This is a genomic window from uncultured Alcanivorax sp. (assembly GCF_947258575.1).
Lineage (GTDB): Bacteria > Pseudomonadota > Gammaproteobacteria > Pseudomonadales > Alcanivoracaceae > Alcanivorax.
The window spans coordinates 185,517-205,021 of record NZ_CAMYIV010000010.1 but is presented as its reverse complement, the minus strand read 5'-3'; the positions used below and the strand labels follow the sequence as shown (position 1 = coordinate 205,021).

General features: G+C 62.6%; 11 protein-coding genes. 9 read left to right on the top strand and 2 right to left on the bottom strand.

Annotated features, from left to right (window positions below; translation table 11 throughout):
- The first annotated feature begins 75 nt into the window (after positions 1–75).
- The gene (locus Q0Y02_RS10650) at positions 76–2,955 is read left to right on the top strand and encodes a GGDEF domain-containing phosphodiesterase (RefSeq protein ID WP_297767835.1); all 2,880 of its coding nucleotides are present in this window, start codon (positions 76–78) and stop codon (positions 2,953–2,955) included.
- Between the two features lie 154 nt (positions 2,956–3,109).
- Here Q0Y02_RS10650 and Q0Y02_RS10645 read toward each other — a convergent pair whose 3' ends face one another.
- Positions 3,110–4,090: a hypothetical protein gene (locus tag Q0Y02_RS10645; RefSeq protein ID WP_035245589.1), complete on the bottom strand. Its 981-nt coding sequence runs from the start codon at positions 4,088–4,090 to the stop codon at positions 3,110–3,112.
- An 86-nt stretch (positions 4,091–4,176) separates the two neighbouring features.
- Here Q0Y02_RS10645 and Q0Y02_RS10640 point away from each other — a divergent pair, with 86 nt between their 5' ends.
- Positions 4,177–5,022 (top strand): metal-dependent hydrolase, encoded by an 846-nt coding sequence (locus Q0Y02_RS10640; RefSeq protein WP_297767831.1) that lies wholly within the window; start codon positions 4,177–4,179, stop codon positions 5,020–5,022.
- Between the two features lie 284 nt (positions 5,023–5,306).
- Here Q0Y02_RS10640 and Q0Y02_RS10635 read toward each other — a convergent pair whose 3' ends face one another.
- On the bottom strand, positions 5,307–7,604 hold the full coding sequence (locus Q0Y02_RS10635; protein ID WP_297767828.1) for a mechanosensitive ion channel domain-containing protein: 2,298 nt from the start codon (positions 7,602–7,604) through the stop codon (positions 5,307–5,309).
- A 242-nt stretch (positions 7,605–7,846) separates the two neighbouring features.
- On the opposite strand from Q0Y02_RS10635, the gene Q0Y02_RS10630 reads away from it, so the two are divergent.
- From Q0Y02_RS10630 to pta, 7 genes are all read left to right on the top strand, one after another.
- A complete protein-coding gene (locus Q0Y02_RS10630; RefSeq protein ID WP_297767826.1) occupies positions 7,847–8,530 on the top strand; it encodes a hypothetical protein in 684 nt (227 codons plus the stop codon).
- Positions 8,530–10,275: an SDR family oxidoreductase gene (locus Q0Y02_RS10625; protein ID WP_297767822.1), complete on the top strand. Its 1,746-nt coding sequence runs from the start codon at positions 8,530–8,532 to the stop codon at positions 10,273–10,275. Before Q0Y02_RS10630 ends, Q0Y02_RS10625 begins: the two co-directional genes overlap by 1 nt.
- A 168-nt stretch (positions 10,276–10,443) precedes the next feature.
- On the top strand, positions 10,444–11,289 hold the full coding sequence (locus Q0Y02_RS10620; RefSeq protein ID WP_297767819.1) for a MerR family transcriptional regulator: 846 nt from the start codon (positions 10,444–10,446) through the stop codon (positions 11,287–11,289).
- A 369-nt stretch (positions 11,290–11,658) separates the two neighbouring features.
- Positions 11,659–14,748: a penicillin acylase family protein gene (locus Q0Y02_RS10615; RefSeq protein ID WP_297767816.1), complete on the top strand. Its 3,090-nt coding sequence runs from the start codon at positions 11,659–11,661 to the stop codon at positions 14,746–14,748.
- Between the two features lie 203 nt (positions 14,749–14,951).
- Positions 14,952–15,932, top strand: a complete 981-nt coding sequence (locus tag Q0Y02_RS10610) for an NADPH:quinone oxidoreductase family protein (RefSeq protein WP_297767813.1) — start codon at positions 14,952–14,954, stop codon at positions 15,930–15,932.
- A gap of 245 nt (positions 15,933–16,177) precedes the next feature.
- Positions 16,178–17,377 carry an acetate kinase gene (locus Q0Y02_RS10605; protein WP_297767809.1) on the top strand — a complete coding sequence of 400 codons (1,200 nt, stop codon included), beginning with the start codon at positions 16,178–16,180 and terminating at the stop codon, positions 17,375–17,377.
- Positions 17,377–19,452 carry a phosphate acetyltransferase gene (pta, locus tag Q0Y02_RS10600; RefSeq protein WP_297767806.1) on the top strand — a complete coding sequence of 692 codons (2,076 nt, stop codon included), beginning with the start codon at positions 17,377–17,379 and terminating at the stop codon, positions 19,450–19,452. Before Q0Y02_RS10605 ends, pta begins: the two co-directional genes overlap by 1 nt.
- Positions 19,453–19,505 lie beyond the last annotated feature (53 nt).

Here is a 19,505-nt window from a genome sequence, read left to right as displayed (position 1 = left end):
GTTTCCCTTGGCATCGCCGATAGGTAAACTGACAAAGAAAAACACTCGGCTAAAAGCCAGAGGATAATAATCAAGGTGTCTTCGCAGTCTCCGCAAACCCGAACCGCTCCGCCGTTCAATGGCGTGGTCACTGAACAGTGCCAACTGTTACTCAGTGGCATTGCGGTACTGATGCTGCTGGAAATCGCCAGTGCCGTCACACTGGTATGGGCCTACTGGAGCACACCCATTCCCCGCCAGCACCTGCTGATCTGGCTGGGCCTGGTGGCTGCCGTTCAGGTCGGCAAGATGATCGCCCTGCCCCTCTGCCATCGGCGTCTGCGCGACGACCTGGCCACCCCCCATTGCCGTCGCATTCTTTCTGCCATCGCCCTGAGCACCCCGCTAATCCTGGGCGCGGCCGGTTACCTGTTCAATCCACTGGATACCCTGTTTGCCAGCGACATGCTGGCCGCCCAGCTAACCATTGCCTGCCTGGGACTGGGCCTGAGCACCATGGCCCTGGCCGCCTATAGCAGTCACTTCCCCACCGTTTTTCTATATCTGCTGATGCTGCTCGGTCCCGGCATGCTGCGGCTCTCGGAAACCCAGGCCCATGGCCAGCTGTCGCTGATGCTGCTGATGTTCCTGTTGGCGCTGTTCTTCCTGTTCGCCGCCCGACGCATCAATCAGACCGGCCACCAGGCCATGATGCTGCAGGCCAGCAACCGCTCGCTGATCGACTATCTGAACCGGGCTCGCAGCGACGCGGAAGCACTCAACGAGAAGCTGGCCCAGGAAATCTACGAACGCAAGGAAGCCCGCCAGCGCCTGCAGGAAACCAACGAGCGACTGGAATCCATGGTGCAGGAGCGCACCCGGGCCCTGGGCGAAACCAACCAGGCCCTGGCGGCCACCGGTGAACGGCTGGAACTGGCGCTGGAAGCCAGCAATATCGGCCTGTGGGACTGGATGCTGGATACCGGTCGCAACTACCACACCAACTTCGACCGCCTGCTGGGCTACGACGGCGCCTACTTCAAGAACTTCTTTGGCGATCTGGAAACCCTGGTTCACCCGGAAGACCTGACCCGCATCCGCCGCGCCATGGTGTCCCACTTCAAAGGCCAGGATGACCGTTACCATGCGGTGTATCGGCTGCGCCATGCGGATGGCAGCTGGCGCTGGATCGAGGACGAGGGCCGGGTGGTGACATGGTCTGATCAGGGCCGCGCCCTGCGCATGATCGGCACCCGCCGGGATATCACTGAAGACCGCCAGAGCCAGGAGCAGCTCAGGCTGGCCGCCACCGTGTTCGACAACGCCCCAGAAGGCATCTTCATCCTCGACCACAAGTTCCGTTTCCTGGCGGTGAATGCGCGCTTCGAACAGATTACCGGTTACAGCGAATCCATGGTGCTGGGCAAGCAGGTGCTGGATCATCAGGAAACCGCCGCCAACCGCGACACCTACAAGATGATTACCGCCGCCCTGAAAGAGAACGGTTTTTGGGAAGGGGAAATCAACGAAACCCGCCGGAATGGCGAGCCCTTCCCGGAATGGCTTCAGGTCAGTGCGGTTCGCGACGAACACAAAAAGGTGATCCGCTTTGTCGGCATGATGTCCGACCTGACAACCCGCAAGGAAACGGAACAGCAGCTACAGTTCCTTTCCAATTACGATCGCCTCACCGGCCTGGCCAACCGCACCCAGTTCCGCGAACACCTGCACAAGTCCCTGACCCTGGCACGACTGAACCGGGAAAAGGTGGCGCTGCTGATGATCGACCTGGACCGCTTCAAACCGATCAACGAATCCCTGGGCCATGAAATCGGTGACCGTCTGCTCAAGGCCGCCGCCGAGCGCATGGGCCAGCACGCCGGTGGCGAAGAAAATCTCGCCCGGGTGGGCGGTGACGAATTCACCTTGCTGCTGGAAAACCACGGCGGCGAAGGGGCCATCAGCCAGCATTGCCAGAAGCTGATCAATGCCATGAAGAAGCCCTTCATGATTGATGGCCACGAACTGCTGCTAGGCGCCAGCGTTGGCATCAGTGTGTTCCCGGACACCGCCAAGGAAGCCCAGAGCATGATCAATCAGGCAGACATGGCGGTGTACCAGGCCAAGCGCAGCGGCGGTAACAACTTCCAATTCTACCGCAGCAACATGCGCGTGGCCTCGGTGGAACAGCTGGCCCTGGAAACCAGCCTGCGCAAGGCCATCTTCAAGAACGAATTCGTGGTCTATTACCAGCCGAAGATGGACCTGGCCAGCAACCGCATTACCTCAGTAGAAGCGCTGGTGCGCTGGCAACACCCGACCATGGGCCTGCTGCCGCCGGCGGATTTCATTCCCCTGGCCGAGGAAACCGGGCTGATCTCCGCCATTGGCGAGCTGGTGCTGGAACGTTCATGCCGCCAGGCCCACCAGTGGTACAAACAGGGGCTGGGCAATATCTGTGTATCGGTGAACCTGTCGGCGCACCAGTTCCGCAAGGGCAATGTGGCCGAGATCGTCGACCGGGTACTGGAAAGCACCGAGTTGCCCGCCCACCTGCTGGAACTGGAGCTCACCGAAAGCCTGATCATGGAAGACATGGAGCAGAACATCGAACTGCTTCAGCAGCTGCGTACCCGTGGCATCGAGCTGGCCCTGGACGACTTCGGCACCGGCTATTCCTCACTGAGTTACCTGAAGCGTTTCCCGGTGGATACCCTGAAGATCGACCGTTCCTTCATCATGGATCTGGACAAGAGCCCGGACGACGCTGCCATCACCCGCGCCATCATCGACATGGCCCACAGCCTGCAGATGAACGTAGTCGCCGAAGGGGTGGAAACCGAAGCCCACCTGAGCATCCTGCGCGACATGCACTGCGACAGCATCCAGGGCTTTTTGATCAGCCGCCCGGTGCCGGAGAAAGAGCTGGTGGAGTTGCTGCATACGCAGGCGTATAGGAAGGCGTTGGATAGTTAACAGTTAATAGTGAACAGTTAACAGCGCGCGGCGATCTCGCCGTGGGGTCTGAAACACAAGAGGCCGCGCCCATATTCTGGGCGCGGCCTCTTGCGTTTCAGATACAGCCCAACGCTGATCGCGTGGCTGTTAACTATTCACTGTTAACTGTTCACTAAAGAAGTTCGAGCGTCTCCGGCCGCTGAAAATACCCCTCCAGATGTCTGCGCAGCCACGCCTCAAGCAGACCTTCGGCGCGCAGTTTTTCCATGACCGGGGGCAGGAAGCGGCGGGCGTCGTCGAGCATCAGTTCGCGGGTGACGCCCAATTCGTCCAGCAGGTCCATCAGGGTGGTGTCGCCGTACTTGTCGAAGAAGGCGTTGACCCCGGACTCCAGCATGGCGATGAAGTAGTCGGTATGACGCAGATCGCGCCAGTACTCGAAACCGATCACGAACAATTCCTGGATATCCTCGCTGCTGATCAGTTCGCGCAGCTCGGCAACCGGGCGCAGTGAGAATTCCTGCCAGGCCACCAGCACCAGCTCACGCAACTCGTCCAGGTTTTCATCCCGGTACAGCCAGGGGTCACTGAGCAGTTGTTCAGTGCGCTTGATCAACCACTCCTGCAAACGCACTTCCAGGCTGCCCAGCCAGCGGGCCGGCAGGCGCTTGCGCAGCTGCTCGTGCAGCGCTGGCGGCAAACCCTGGTGCAGCAGGGTTTTCAGCCCCAGCTGGGCGCCACCGGCCAGCAACGCCAGCAGCACCGGGTTACGACCCAACCAGGCCATGCTCTGACGGGACAGGGGAATCTCCAGCACCTTGTCGAGCAGGGCCATGACCACATCCTCGTCCACCACATCACCGATGAGGCGGTCACTCTGTATACCGTGGTCGTAGAACTGCTCCACCATGTCACCGACCAGCTCGGGGATGGCCCCACTGATGTCCATTTCCGCCGCATATTTCTGGGCGGTAATGCGGATCTGCTCGGCGCTGACCCAGTCGTTCAGGGTGTAGCGGGTGGCCACATCCAACGCGTAATCCAGCTCCTGCTCGATCAGCCCGTCCAGCTGCCCCGGCGACAGTGTGGCCAGCAGGTGGTCAATCAGGCCATCCAGTAAACGATTGGCAACTTCCTGTTTATCATGAGCCATTTTTTTCATTTCCCGGTGGAAAAAACTTGCTGTGTTACACAGCAATTGTATCATCGAATGATGTAACAGTTACGGAGGTACGCACCATGGCGATCTCGATTCTTCCCATCCGCCGCAATCTGAAATTCAACCTGAACCCGGCCAAGGCCCTGACCTGGCACCGGGACGGTCTGAATGTCAGCCAGTTCATGAACACCATGAGCCTGTTTTTCCCGGTGGGGGAACGCTTTTTCATCGACAGCGTACGCAATTACCGTGACCAGATCACGGATCCCGAGCTGAAAAAGGCCGTTACTGCCTTTATCGGCCAGGAAGCCATGCACGGTCGTGAGCACGAAGAGTACAACGATTTCGTGGCCCAGGCAGGTATTCCCCTGTACGCCCAGGAAGCCTTCGTGGCCCGCCTGCTGAAAGCCGTGCAGGACTATTCCCCGCAATCCTTCCAGTTGGCCGCCACGGTGGCGCTGGAACACCTGACCGCCATCCTCGGTGGCGGCCTGCTCGATCTGCCGGAAATCCTGGAAGGGGCCGACGACGGCTACAAGGCCATCTGGAACTGGCATGCCCTGGAAGAAACGGAACATAAGGCAGTGGCCTTCGACGTGTACCAGGTAGCCATCGGCGACGACAGCAACCTGGGCGCCTATGCCCTGCGCAGCGGCACCCTGGTGGCCGCCACCGGCATCTTCTTTGCCCTGATGATTCCCTTCTACGTGCACAACGTGCGTATCAAGGGTGGCCTGACCGACCTGAAAGGCTGGCGCGCAGTGGCGAAGCATACCTGGGGCAAGAAGGGTATTTTCCGCAATATCACCAAACCCTGGTTCGACTGGTTTAAGCCCGGTTTCCACCCCTGGGATCACGACAACAGCGAACAATTGAAGAACTTTGACGCCTTGCTGGGCGACCTCCTCAAGGAGGAGGCCGCCTGACGCTTTCCATCACCGAGCTCTCCCTTTTCCGGTGACTCCAGGGTCGGCATTTATGCCGGCCCTTTTTTTTGGCCGCAAACGCCCCGCAACATTGCAAACGCCGGATTGGTGCAGTTCGCCTTAAGCTCAGTGCACCCTACGCAATCAATGGCAACGTTCCGGGATTCAAAGGCAGCATCATCAAAAAGGGCGCAGAGCACAGAGGAAAGGTTTTCCTCCGTGCTCTGCGCCCTCTGTGGTGAAAAAATGATGTTCAACAACGCCTGCCGTGGCAGGCGCCTGTCTTACCCCTCGTTGCCATCCTGAGTAGACACCACCCGCTCGTCGGCCAGGCGGATGTTGCCCGCCGGTGCCTTGCCGTCCCGGTCTTCGCCGAAGTACAGGGTGGTATGGGGGAACGGGATCTCGATGCCGGCCTTGTCGAAGTACATCTTCACCAGACGATTGAAGGCACGACCCACGGCCCACTGGTTCCCCGGCGTGGTCTTGATCACCACACGGATATTCACCGAGCTGTCTGCCAGGGCAGTAACCCCGGCAACCGTCATCGGCGCCAGGATATTGTCCTTGTGGGCCCCTTCCTTGAGTTCTTCGAATGCGGCTTCCAACTGAACGATGGCATCATCGATGCTCTCTCTGTAGGCGATGCCGTATTCGCCCACATGGTTACCAAATTCACGGGTGAAGTTGGACACCGCATCCACCGAGGAGAACGGCACGATGTGGTAGGTGCCGTACAGATCCCGCAGGGCCACCGAGCGGATCCCCACCCGGTCCACGGTACCGGAATTGCCACCCACGCTGACGAAATCGCCGGTGTTCATGGCATTCTCCAGTTGAATGAAGATCCCGGTGATCACGTCCTGAACCAGCTTCTGGGCACCAAAACCAATGGCCAGACCCAGCACACCGGCGCCGGCAATCAACGGACCGATCTCGATACCGATCTCGGACAGCACGATCATCGTCGTCATGATGATGATGGTAATGGCCATGGTGGTATGGAACAGCCCCAGCAGTGTCTCGCCGCGGGCTGCCTCGGCAGGAGTGCTGTCCTCGCGTGGGCTGAACTTGTGCTCCACCAGGCTCGCCAGCAGCACCCACACCAGGGCCGCCAGCGCCAGGATAATCAGGATATCGATCAGTGCGGAAACCGTCTGCGCACCCGCCGTAGTGGCATACCAGGCGGCCAGGTCATAGAACTCCCAGGCATCCAGCGACAGTACCACCACCAGGATCAGGATCAGTGCGCGGATCACTTTCAAGCCGGTGGGCACATAGGTGTTCACCCGGGCCTGCAGCCGCGGCATGCTGGCATTGAGACGGTCGGATAGCTGGATTTCCTTGCCGATCAGCTGTCCCAGCGCCACCGACACCAGCAGCCCGACACCCACATAAATCAGGGTCTCCAGTGTCGCCAGTGCCACATAGGGCAACGCCGTTTCCGGGTGCAGCACGGTGACCGCAAACACCAGCAGCGCATAGGCCAGAGCCAACCAGTGCCAGATGCGCGCCAGCAACAGCAGCGACAGACGCAGGGGGCCGTAACTGGCATTGGCACGCTCAGTCAGAGCCTCACGCAGCACCTGCCGCTTGCGGACAATCACGATGGCGGCATAGGCCAGCGCCACCAGCATGATCAGGGTACCAGCCCCACTGCCAACGGCCGGAGACAGGTTGAAGTTGAGCACCGGTACCAACACCAGCATGCCGTAGCCGATCAATCCCGCTTCCCGGGCCAGAAACCGGTTGCAGTAGCGCGCCTGCTCCGCCGCCACCGGCAGCATCCGCAGACCCTCGTACTGGGAGGAAAAGAACATGCGCAGACCGGCCTTGGCCAGCTCCACGATCAGGAAGGCATTCAGGAACAGGGCCAGCCGGGTGGCATCCGCCCCCAGCTGCTCGGTCAGCACCGGCGCCACGAAGGTACCGCCCAGGTAGGCCAGCGCCACCACGATGATATCCAGCAGCGCGGCGACCGCCACGGCCACCGTGGTGCGCAGAATGGCCAGCTTTTCCGAACCGCCCCGGGCCCAGTTGCTGAGCCGGCCAGAGGCGGAACCCGCCAGCATTCGTAGCACCCAGAACACGGCAAAGGTGATCACCACCAGAATGGCCAGATTCAACAACGCAGCGGTGACCGCTTTCATGTCCACCGAAGTGGTGGCAGCCGCTTCTACGGCACTGTCATCACTGACGAACCAGCCGCCAACCAGACCACTCAATGCCGTGAACTGGCGCCCCATGTCACCGGCCAGATTGCCGGTGGCCGCCGCCATGCGGCGGGCCAGGGATACCTGTTCGGCGGTTTGCCCGCTGGGAGACTGGGCAGCAATGTCGCTGACCGGAACCTCACTCTCCAGCCCCAGTGGGGCAGGGTTGGCTGCAGCCTGCAGACCGCGCAGCTGATCGATCAGCTGCTGGCGAGTGGCATCATTCTCCAGCAGCGTCGCCAGCTCTGCATAATCCTGGCCCGAAGAAGGCGCCTCCTGGGCGGGCAATGCTGTCGTCAGCATCACTAACAACAGGGAAAGCAGGGCTGTCAGGCCCCGCAACGACTGGGCTTGATGGCGCACACTCATCTCCTTAGTGCCGGCCTTTGCCGGGTCAACCGCTATGTGTGAAGCATATTCAGACGCACACCTTAACAAGGGAGGCCCGGGAAATTGTGAAGATCACGCGAACGCTCTGTACCGCAATTGTCACGCCGCATTGACCCTGGGGAGGTATTACCGGCAAGGGAATGCCAATCGCACCGGTTGACCGTGACATTGTCCACTGTAATTATCGGACTCCATTCCATAACAACATGGCGGAGGCGTTAATGAGCGCATTCTGGACCCCGGCTTCCCAGGCTCTGGCCCCTTATCTCCACAACCGGGAGCAGGCCGACAAATGCCTGCAGATTATCGCCGCATCCCTGCAACCGGGCATGAGCGAACAGGATTGTGAGCTGCTTATCCGCGACTGGCTGCGCGCCCATCAACTGTTTGATCCGGCCCGCCCGCCCAGGGTGCGTTTTGCCGGCCAGCCAACACGCCGTCGCTTTGGCCTGAACAGACCGGGAAAGCGCCGCTACCGGATCGGTATGAGCTATATACTGCGTTGCGATGCGGTGCAGAACGGCTATGTCGCCAAAGCCAGCCTCAGCGGCCCGGCCTCCGTGCTGGCACCGTTGCACGCGCGGCTGCGTGACATCCGCGAGCAACTGCCGCGCACTCTCCATCAGGGTGAAACCCCGCAGCAGTTGGCCAGCCAGTTCCCCGGCCTGCGCCAGCATTACCGGCTGGTGCCACTTACCGGCACCCTGCCAGAGGGCAACCGCATCGACGAAGCCCCGCTGATAGCGGGTCTATGGCAGTGGCAACTGACCCTGAGCGATGGCCAACACAGTGTCGCCAGCAGTGAATTTCTGCTCATGGACGACCAGGGCCCGCGCTGGCTGACCGCCACCCCGGCCCACCTGCTCGACAACAGCAATAACGACAAACAAGAGGAAGCAGCCTGATGGTGCAGTGGCGCGATACAACGGTAAGCCGTGATGGCGTGGATCTGGCCGTACGCACCTGGAGTGCGGACAAGAGCCCCACGGTGATCCTGGTGCACGGCTACCCGGACGCCAATCACGTCTGGGAAAAGGTGGCCGAGAGACTGAGCCGGGATTTCAAAGTGGTCGCCTATGACGTACGCGGCGCCGGTAATTCTTCCGTGCCGCAAGGTCGTGCCGCCTACAAGTTGCGTGAACTGCGCGACGATCTGCATGCCGTCATGGACGCCGTCAGCCCGAACGACAAGGTACACCTGGTGGGCCACGACTGGGGCTCCATCCAGACCTGGGAATCGGTGACCGACCCGGATGCCGAAAACCGTATCGCCTCCTACACCACCCTGTCCGGCCCCTGCCTGGACCACGTGGGCCAGTGGATGAAGGCCCGGCTACGTGAACAGAAAATCGGCGTTGTGCTGAACCAGCTGTCCCACTCCTGGTACATCGGCGCGTTTCAATTACCGGTACTGGCCCCGGCCCTGTGGAAAGCCGGCCTGGCCAAGGCCTGGCCGAAAGTGCTGCGCCGCACCGAAAACCTGGACAGTGAACCCAGTGCCACCCAGCTCCAGGACGGCACCCACGGCATCGAATTGTACCGGGCCAACATGCTGCCCTGCCTGCTCAAGCCCCGCGAGCGACACACCAAAGTGCCGGTACAACTGATTGTCGCCCGCCAGGACAACTATGTGCGCCCGGCCATGCTGGAAGACCTGGCGCAGTGGACCGACCGGTTGTGGCGTCGGGAGCTGGATTGCGGCCATTGGGGCCCCCTGCTGCAACACCCGGACGTAACCGCCGACTGGATTCGTGAATTTATTCAGCACATCGACGGCACCCCCGCCTCCGGCCCGCTGCAACGCAGTGAAGTCAGCGCCAACCAGATAAAAGGCCCGGACAGCGGCAAGCGGGTGGTGATTACCGGCGCCGGCTCCGGCATTGGCCGGGAAACCGCCCTGGCCTTCGCCCGTCGCGGCGCCCTGGTGGTATGCACCGATATCAACACCGAGGCCGCTGCTGCCACCGCCCGCACCATCACCGCCGAAGGCGGTGATGCGCTCAGCCGCAAGTGCGACGTGAGCAGCACCCGCTCCATGGAAGCCCTGGCGACCTGGGTGGAAAAGGAACTGGGCGCACCGGATATCGTCGTCAACAACGCCGGCATCGGCCTGTCCGGCTCGCTGCTGGATACCAGCGTGAAGGATTGGCAGCAGGTGCTGGGCGTGAACCTGTGGGGCGTCATTCATGGCTGCCGCCTGTTCGCCCGCCAGATGATCGACCAGGGCCGTGCCGGGCATATCGTCAACGTGGCCTCCGCCGCCGCCTTTATGCCCTCGCGCATGTTGCCTGCCTATGCCACCAGCAAGAGTGCGGTGCTGATGTTCAGCGAATGCCTGCGCGCCGAACTGGGCGACCACGGCATCGGCGTCAGCGCCATCTGCCCGGGCATCATCGATACCCCCATCACCCGCAATACCCGTTTTGTGGGCGTGGACAACGAGGAACAGGAACGGCGCCGCCAGCACGCGCACACCTTCTATCAACGCCGCGCCTTTACTCCGGACCGGGTGGCCCAGGCCATCGTCGAGGCGGTGGAGAAAAACCGCGCGGTGGTGCCGGTAAGCCCGGAGGCGCGGGGCATGCAATGGCTGGGACGCTTCACCCCGTCCCTGGCCCGCAATCTGGCTCTGGTGGACATTACCCCCTGAGCCCGATTGTTTTTATGGGAAGCGATGCCAGACATCGCTTCCCTTGCCCCTGCTCTTGCATTGCAGCCTCTGCGCAAGTGACCACCGTCACGTTTATGTCTTAAATCACCAACCTGCAACGACTGTGGGCTGTGGCGCCTGTGCAAAAAGCGGGCTATCATCGCGGGCATGAAAACCAGTGACCGCAATCCCGCCGCAATCCTTCGCAGCCTGAAGAAATACACCCAGCCTGTGACAGGCGCGCTTCAGGCCGAAGCCGGCAACCACAAGGAATTTACCATCGACGAACTGGCCCGCGAGGCCGACTCCACGGTGCGTAATGTGCGTGCCTACCAGGACCGCGGCATTCTGCCGCCACCGGAAAAACGCGGCCGCACCGGTATCTATACCGATGTGCATCTGGCGCGCCTGAAAATCATCGGCGCTCTGCTGGAGCGCGGCTACACCCTGAATAATATCCGCGACCTGCTCAGCGCCTGGGAACAGGGCCGCGAGCTCAACGATATTCTCGGCCTGGAAGTGGCGGTCACCTCCTGGCAGACCCCCAGCGTACCGTCCTACCTGGACTATCAGGAACTGCTGGATGACTTCGGCGAAGACATCACACCGGAAGTGATGACCAAGGCCGTGAAGCTGGGCTACATCATTCCCGAGGGCATGCGCCTGCGCATTCCCTACCCGCGCATCTACAACGCCGGCAAGGAACTCAGCGAAGCGGGCGTGCCCCTGGACGCGGTGCTCACCCACGTGACCCTGGTCCGCGAGGAAGTGGACAAGCTGGCCGAGCGTTTCATCGGCATGATCATCCACCACCTGGTGGACGAGAAGTACGGTGACGAAGCCCTGCCGGAAGGCGAAGACGTGCCCAAGTTGGCCGACTTCATCACCCGCATCCGTCCACTGGCCGACGCAGTAGTCAGCGACGAGCTGGGCCGGGTACTGGAAAAGAGCATCAACAAGATTCTGGTCGACCGCCTGGCCAACGTGCTGGCGCACATCGAAAAGAATATCTGACCCCCCTCTCCGTAGGAGCGTCGCTCGCGGCGCGATAGCCGAACCCAAGATCAAAAGCCTTTTCACCACAGAGGGCACAGAGCACACAGAGAAAACCCTGTTTTTCCTCAGTGATCTCTGTGCCCTCTGTGGTAAATACAGATCTTCAGGTTTTGGGTTTATGCACTGCGTTCCGGTTCGCGCCGCCAGCGACACTCCTACAGCAATGCCCCTCCCTCCTTTACACACCGATACATGATTAGTCGCCGGTAGGCTTTTCTTGCTGTTTTGTTGCCGGGGCTCCTTTCATACTCGCGGGAATGCCAATCTTGGGACGTTAGTGCGAACAGTGTTCGCCGACCAAAACAATAATGTCCCGAGGAGAGCATCATGAAACCCGGCCTGTTACTCAGTGCCTTGCTGAGCACCAGCCTGCTTGCCGCCTGCGGCGGCGGAGGCTCCAGCAACCCGGCACCTGTCAGCAACACCCCCACACCCAGCAATCCGCCAACACCGGAAGTGCCGACAGGCCCGGAACCGCGCCCCTCCAATGTCACCGCTCCCTTTGCGGATTACGGCACGGTACTCAACATCCTGCCCCCGGGTCAGGATGACATCGGCGGCGTTGCCAATCTGAGCGCAGACATTCCCGGTCTCGGGGATCTGCTCAGCACCCTGTTCGACGACCTGGTGGCGGAAACCGGGCTGGTGCCGGCCCTCAGCAAGGAGCCTCACTTCGACGATCAGCTGGGTCTCTACGATGCCCTGGTGCGCAGCGAACCCGGGCTGACCGATGACCAGCTCGGCGACTATTTCAAAGCGGCCCCACTACTGGCTCCGCAAGCGGGCAACTGGGAAAGCGAACAGACACTGGATGCCGCCGGCTATCAGGTGGATATCAAACGCGACAACTTCGGGGTGCCGCACATTTTCGGTGAGTCCCGCCGCGATGCCCTGTTCGGTGTCGGTTATGTGACCGCCGCCGACCGCCTGTTCCTGCTGGATGTGTTGCGTCGCGCCGGGCGTGGCGAGCTGTCCCGTTTTCTGGGACCGGCGGACTTCTCCTTCGATGAGGATATCGCCGTCAATGCGCCCTACCGGGAAGAGGACCGCACCACCATGATCGCCAACACCATCGCCCGTTTCGGTGATGACGGCGCCCAGGTCTTCGACGACGCCACCAACTATGTGGCCGGCCTCAACCAGTACGTGGCCGACGCCCGCAGCGGGCTGCTGCAAGTGCCGGTGGAATATGTGGCCCTGGGGGTACAACTGGAACCTTTCGTGATTGAAGACGTGGTCGCCATCGCCACCCTGATCCAGGGTATCTTCGCCGGCGGCGGCGGCAACGAGCACAACAATGTGTTGCTGTTGCAGGCCCTGGAAGCCCAGACCGGCAGCAAGGAGATCGCCTGCGACCTGTGGAAGGACCTGCGCCACGGCACCGATCCGGAATCCTCCGTGACCACCACCACATCCTTCGCCACCCAGTCACCCCCCACCCTGCCGGAGATCTGCCCGCTCAGCGGCGAGCTGGCCGGCCAGTTCCCCGGCGCGGTGTTGTTCGATGCCGGCTCCTTCCAGACCTTTGACCCGCTCAGCCATGAACCCTGCGGCCGCCCCGGCCAGCCCGAGTGTCCCGAAGCGCTGGGCAATGTACCGGCCCTGCCCGGCACCGGTGTGGTCGGCGGCCTGGTGGATACCGTGGGCGATCTGCTCGGCGGCATCCTGTCCCTGTCCTTCCTGGACGATGGCGGCCAGGCCCTGTCACAGCAGTGGGCCAACCTGACCCGCCAGCTGCCCGCACTCTGGACTCGTCACGAGACGCTCTCCGAGCAACAGCAACAACAGGCCATGCAGCGCATCGCCGCCATCGAAACCGGTATCCAGGGGCTGCGCGACGGCTTCCCCAGCGTCATGTCCAATGCCCTGCTGCTGAATGCGGAGCATTCCGCCAGCGGCCAACCACTGGCCGTGTTCGGCCCGCAGACCAGCTACTTTGTACCCCAGCTGCTGCTGGAAATGGCCGTCCATGGTGGCGATATCAACACCCGCGGCATGACCTTCACCGGCCTGCCCTATGTGGTCATCGGGCGCGGCCCGGACTTCGCCTGGAGCGCCACCTCCGGCAGCTCCGACCTCACCGACGTACGGGTAGTGCAGCGCTGTGAACCGGCCGAGCCCCCGGCCCACGGTGAAGGCGGCTACCAGGTCAACGGCCAGTGTCAGCCCTTCGATGTGATCGACGAGCAATGGGTGGCCCGCTGGAACCTGGCCTCTTCCACCGACCCGCAAGCGGTGGGTCAGAACGAAGCGGTCACCCGCCGGGTAATCCGCACCGAGGAATACGGCCCGGTGATCGGCTTTGCCACCGTGTCCGGCCTGCCCGTGGCGGTGACCCGCCAGCGCAGCACCTACTTTGCCGAGCTGGATACCGCCCTGCCGTTCCTGCAGGCCAGCCGCAATGACGTGCACGACGTAGACAGCTTCTACGATGTGTTCCACAACACCACCGGCAGCTTCAACTGGTTCTATATCGATGACCGGGACATCGCCTTTTTCCACTCCGGTGATTACCCGCAACGGGCCAACGGTATCCACCCGGAACTGCCCAGCTGGGGTAACGGCCAGTACGACTGGAACGGCTTTATTCCGCAACAGGCCCACCCCCAGGAGAGCAACCCGCCGCGTGGCTACCTGGCCAGCTGGAATAACCGTCCGGCGCGGGACTGGTGGGCCGCCGACGCCCATGCCCCCTATGGCTCCGCCCACCGCAACGACATCCTCGACGTGCGCCTGCAGCAACTGGTGCAGGAAGGCAGCGTGACCCGCGCGCGCATGGTGGAAGCCATGGGCGATGCCGCCACCGTGGACCTGCGCGGCCAGGAAATCGTCCCCGCCGCCCTGGCGTTGCTGGCAAGCGCACCGGTCACCGGCGATCAGGACAGCGCCATCCGCCTGATGCAGGACTGGGTAACCAATGGTGCCCTGCGCCGGGACCGGGACGGTGACGGCAACTACGACGAGGAAGCCGCCGTGGCCCTGATGGATGCCTGGTACCCGCTGATGATCGACACCCTGCTGCCACAGATCACCGCGGTGGAAGACGTGGATGGCCGCAACCTGTCCCTGATGGGCCGGGACAACAAACCCGGTGCCGGCGGCTCCGCCTACAACAATGGCTACTACGGCTATCTGGAACGGGTGCTGGAACAGGCTGCGGGCAACAGCGCCAGCCCCTACCGGGCCCTGCGCTGCGCCGACAGCGATGCCCTGGCCACCTGCCGCAGCGCGCTGGCCGACAGCCTCAACCAGGCCATCGAGCAACTGGGCGGCATCGCCAGCATGGACAGCTGGAACGTGGACGAAAGCCAGGACCAGATCCAGCACCGCGCCATCGGCCTGGCCACGGTCCCCGCCATCCACTGGCAAAACCGCCCCACCTTCCAGCAGGTGGTGGAGTTCACCGGGCATCGGTAAGCCCCCTCTGTAGGAGCCATGCTTGCATGGCGAACCTGCTCGCGATAGCCCATCCCCAGGGCTATTCGCCATGCGAGCATGGCTCCTACAATTCTTTATAAGCCGCCTTTATTTCCCCCCATCCACCCCATGCATTTGTCTAATCCCCCCAACGACGTTAGCGTCTCCTACACATAAAAAACTGATTTCCGGGAGAGCACCACATGCGCGCGATTTTGTGCAAGGAACTGGGGCCGGCGAATACGCTGGTCATCGACGACATCCCTTCCCCCGAGCCGGGCAAAGGCCAGGTAAAGGTACGGGTAAAGGCCGCCGGGCTGAATTTCCCCGACACCCTGATCATTGAAGGCAAGTACCAGATCAAGCCGGAGCTGCCGTTTTCACCAGGCGGCGAAATGGCCGGTGAAGTGCTGGCTGTTGGCGAAGGCGTTCAGCGTTTCAAAGCCGGCCAGCGGGTCATGGGCCTGACCGGCTACGGCGCCTTCGCGGAGGAAATCCTGGTGCCGGAAAATCAGCTGATCCCGGTGCCGGACGGCATGAATGACCACACCGCCGCCGCCTTCTCCATGGTCTACGGCACCAGCTACCACGCCCTCAAACAGCGCGCCAACATCCAGCCCGGGGAAACCCTGCTGGTGCTGGGTGCCAGCGGCGGCGTGGGCCTGGCGGCCGTGGAGCTGGGCAAGGCCATGGGCGCCACCGTGATCGCCGCCGCCAGCAGCGCCGAGAAACTGGCAGTGGCCAAAGAGGCCGGCGCCGATGACCTGATCAACTACGCCGAAGAAGACCTGAAAGAGGCGCTCAAGCAGCGCTACCCGAAAGGCGTGGATGTGATCTACGACCCGGTGGGCGACAAGTTCACCGAAGCGGCCATCCGCAACATGGCCTGGAACGGCCGCCTGCTGATCGTCGGCTTCGCCGCTGGCGATATCCCCAAGATCCCCGCCAACCTGGCGCTGCTGAAAGGCTGCTCCATCATCGGCGTGTTCTGGGGCGCCTTCACCCAGAAGGAACCACAGACCAACATCCAGAACATCATGGAACTGATGCAGCTGTTCAATCAGGGCAAGATCAACCCGCGCATCAGCCAGGTGTTCCCGTTCGAGGAATACGAGCAGGCCCTGGCCGCGCTCACCTCACGCACCGCCAAAGGCAAAGTGGTACTGGATATTGCCGGCACCTGACCCTGTGGGAACGGAGCGAAGCGGAGTAACGCCCGGAGGGCGGCCCGAAGGGTGAGCGTAGCGAATAATCGATGCTTGCATCGCGAAGATGTTGGCAACACAGCCTTCATTCGCGATACAAGCATCGATTATTCCCCGCTCTCGCCCCTCAGCTTCACCCTGCATACACTAACGCCACCAACCCGGTGATACAGCTCCGCCTTACCTTGTATATAGTGGAAGCTCGCTATGGCAAGGAGGCAGGAATGAGCACACCGCTGGTACTGGTAATCAACTGTGGCAGCTCGTCCATCAAGTTCGCCCTGGTGGACGAAGACAGCAGCGAGTTTCCCCTGGAAGGGCTGGCAGAAAGACTGAACAGCCCAGAGGCAGTACTGCGCTGGGAGCAGGATGGCGAGCAACAGGAAGAGCCCCTGGCCGACGCGGATCACCGCCAGGCACTGGAGGCCCTGTTGCCCCGGGTGCAGGCCTACGCCGGGGATCGGCTGGCCGCCATCGGCCACCGGGTGGTCCACGGCGGCGAACAGTTCACCGCCGCCGGCCTACTGAATGACGACGCCCTGGCGGCGATCCGCGCCGCCAGCCCGCTGGCGCCCCTGCATAACCCTGCCAACCTGCTGGGCATCGACGCCGCCCGGGCCTTGTTTGCCGACCTGCCCCAGGTGGCGGTGTTCGATACCGCCTTTCACCAGAGCTTGCCCGAACACGCCTACCGCTACGCGCTACCCATCGAGCTGTATCAGCAACAGCGCATTCGCCGTTATGGCTTCCATGGCACCAGCCATTGCTATGTCACCCGTCGGGCTGCGAGCCTCACCGGGTTACCGGTGGACACCAGTGGCTGGCTGTCTGCCCACCTGGGCAACGGCTGCTCCAGTTGCGCCGTGCAGGATGGCCACAGCCGCGACACCAGCATGGGCTTCACGCCCCTGGAAGGGCTGGTGATGGGCACCCGCAGCGGCGATGTGGACCCCAGCCTGCACGCTTTTCTGGAACGGGAACGGGGCTGGTCGGCCCAACACACCGACCAGGTATTGAGCCGGGAAAGCGGCCTGCTGGGCCTGTCCGGGCTATCCAACGACATGCGCACCCTGGAACAGGCCAGCAACGAAGGCCACGAGGGCGCCACCCTGGCCATCGAGGTGTTCTGCTATCGGCTGGCCAAATCCCTGGCCGGTCAGGCCTGCGCCCTGACCCGGCTGGACGGCCTGATCTTCACCGGCGGCATTGGCGAGAACTCGCCGCTGGTACGGGCCAAGACCGTGGCCCATCTGGGGCTCATGGGGCTTGCCATCAACGACGATGCCAACCGTCGCTGCGTGGGCGGCACCAGCGGCGAAATCCAGGCCGACAACAGCCCCCGCATTCTGGTGGTGCCCACCAACGAGGAACGCCAGATCGCCCAGGAAACCCTGGCCGCCATCGGCGCCAATAAGGAGACATAATGCAGATCTACTTTATTGCCCCCACCGGCTTCGGCGTGGGCCTCACCTCCACCAGCCTGGGGCTACTGCGCGCCCTGGAACAGGGCGGCCTGAAGATCGGCTTCTGCAAGCCCATCGCCCAGCACCACCCCGGCGACACCGGCCCGGAACAATCCAGTGAACTGATCACCCGCACCTTCTCCATCGAACCGCCCGCGCCCATGCCCCTGGAGCAGACGGAAAAGTACCTTGGTGACGGGCAGCTCGACGACCTGCTGGAGCAGATCGTGCAGCGCTTTCATCAGGCCGCCGAAGGCAAGGACGTGATGGTGGTGGAAGGCATGGTGCCCACGCGCACGGTGAGCTATGCCGCTCGTCTTAACGCGGCACTGGCCAGCAGCCTGGGGGCGGACGTGATTCTGGTGGCGGCACCGGAAGACGGTAACGTGTCCACCCTGGCCGACAGCCTGGAAATCCACTGCCGCCAGTTTGGCGGCAGCCGTAATGACAAGGTGCTGGGGGTGGTGCTCAACAAGGTCCATGACGACAACCTGCCGGAGCAACTCAAGCAGCAATTTCCCGCCCTGGAAAAAGGCGACCTGCGCCTGCTCGGCTGCGTGCCCTGGCAGGAGGAACTGAACGCTCCGCGCACCCGCGACGTGGCCAAGCTGCTCGGCGCCACCGTGCTGCATGCCGGCGATGACGAGCACCGGCGCATGGAAAAGATCGTGCTTTGCGCCCGCGCCCTGCCCAATACCGTGGAGCTGTTCCAGCCACGGGTGCTGGTGGTGACCCCCGGCGACCGGGACGACATCATCGTTGCCGCCAGCCTGGCCGCCAGCAACGGCGTGCCCCTGGCCGGGCTGCTGCTGTGCACCGGCTTCCAGCCGGACCCACGGGTAATGCGCCTGTGCCAGAGCGCCCTGGATGCGGGCTTGCCGGTGATGACGGTGGACACCGGCTCCTACGAAACCGCCACCAACCTGAATCGCATGAACCGGGAAATCCCGGTGGACGACAGCGAGCGGGTGGAGAAAGTGACCAACTTTGTGGCCCGCCATCTGGACCATGAATGGCTGCGCGAACGCTGCGGCAGCCCCCGCGAGCTGACCCTATCACCGCCGGCATTTCGCTACCGCATGGTGCAGCGTGCCCGCGAAGCCAACAAACGCATTGTCTTGCCGGAAGGCAGCGAACCGCGCACCGTACAGGCGGCGGCCATCTGCCAGGAGCGCGGCATTGCCCGCTGCGTGCTGCTGGCCAAACGGGACGCGGTGGAATCCGTGGCCCGCACCCAGGGCATCACCCTGCCGGAAGGCCTGGAAATTCTCGACCCGGACAGCATTCGCGAACAGTACGTGGAACCCATGGTAGAGCTGCGCCGCAACAAGGGCCTGAACGCCCCCATGGCCCGCGCCCAGCTGGAAGATACCGTGGTGCTGGGCACCATGATGCTGGCGCTGGACGAAGTGGATGGCCTGGTATCCGGCGCCATCAACACCACCGCCAACACCATCCGCCCAGCCCTGCAGCTGATCAAGACCGCCCCGGAATACAACCTGGTGTCGTCGATCTTCTTCATGCTGCTGCCCGAGCAGGTGCTGGTCTACGGGGACTGTGCGGTCAACCCGGACCCGGACGCCGAGCAGCTGGCGGAGATCGCCCGGCAGAGCGCCGCCTCGGCAAAAGCCTTCGGCATCACCCCGCGGGTGGCCATGCTCAGCTACTCCACCGGCGATTCCGGCACCGGCAACGATGTGGTCAAGGTCCGCGATGCCACCCGCCTGGCCCGCGAGGCCAACCCGGATCTGTTGCTGGATGGCCCGCTGCAGTACGACGCCGCCGCCATCGACAGCGTCGGCAAGGCCAAGGCCCCGGACAGCCCGGTGGCCGGCCGCGCCACCGTGTTCATCTTCCCGGACCTGAACACCGGCAACACCACCTACAAGGCGGTGCAGCGCAGCGCCAACTGCATCAGCGTGGGGCCCATGCTGCAGGGCCTGCGCAAACCGGTGAACGACCTGTCCCGCGGCGCCCTGGTGGACGACATCGTCTACACCATCGCCCTCACCGCCATTCAGGCGGCGGACCTGTAACGCAACAAAATGGCGTAGGGTGGATTAGCCTAAGGCGTAATCCACCTTTTTCA

What these genes read in the sequence shown, in the direction of transcription:
- Q0Y02_RS10645 (WP_035245589.1), bottom strand. Translation starts at nt 4,090, where the DNA reads ATGGCTCATGATAAACAGGAAGTTGCCAATCGTTTACTGGATGGCCTG.
- Q0Y02_RS10640 (WP_297767831.1), top strand. Translation starts at nt 4,177, where the DNA reads ATGGCGATCTCGATTCTTCCCATCCGCCGCAATCTGAAATTCAACCTG.
- Q0Y02_RS10635 (WP_297767828.1), bottom strand. Translation starts at nt 7,604, where the DNA reads ATGAGTGTGCGCCATCAAGCCCAGTCGTTGCGGGGCCTGACAGCCCTG.
- Q0Y02_RS10630 (WP_297767826.1), top strand. Translation starts at nt 7,847, where the DNA reads ATGAGCGCATTCTGGACCCCGGCTTCCCAGGCTCTGGCCCCTTATCTC.
- Q0Y02_RS10625 (WP_297767822.1), top strand. Translation starts at nt 8,530, where the DNA reads ATGGTGCAGTGGCGCGATACAACGGTAAGCCGTGATGGCGTGGATCTG.
- Q0Y02_RS10620 (WP_297767819.1), top strand. Translation starts at nt 10,444, where the DNA reads ATGAAAACCAGTGACCGCAATCCCGCCGCAATCCTTCGCAGCCTGAAG.
- Q0Y02_RS10615 (WP_297767816.1), top strand. Translation starts at nt 11,659, where the DNA reads ATGAAACCCGGCCTGTTACTCAGTGCCTTGCTGAGCACCAGCCTGCTT.
- Q0Y02_RS10610 (WP_297767813.1), top strand. Translation starts at nt 14,952, where the DNA reads ATGCGCGCGATTTTGTGCAAGGAACTGGGGCCGGCGAATACGCTGGTC.
- Q0Y02_RS10605 (WP_297767809.1), top strand. Translation starts at nt 16,178, where the DNA reads ATGAGCACACCGCTGGTACTGGTAATCAACTGTGGCAGCTCGTCCATC.
- pta (WP_297767806.1), top strand. Translation starts at nt 17,377, where the DNA reads ATGCAGATCTACTTTATTGCCCCCACCGGCTTCGGCGTGGGCCTCACC.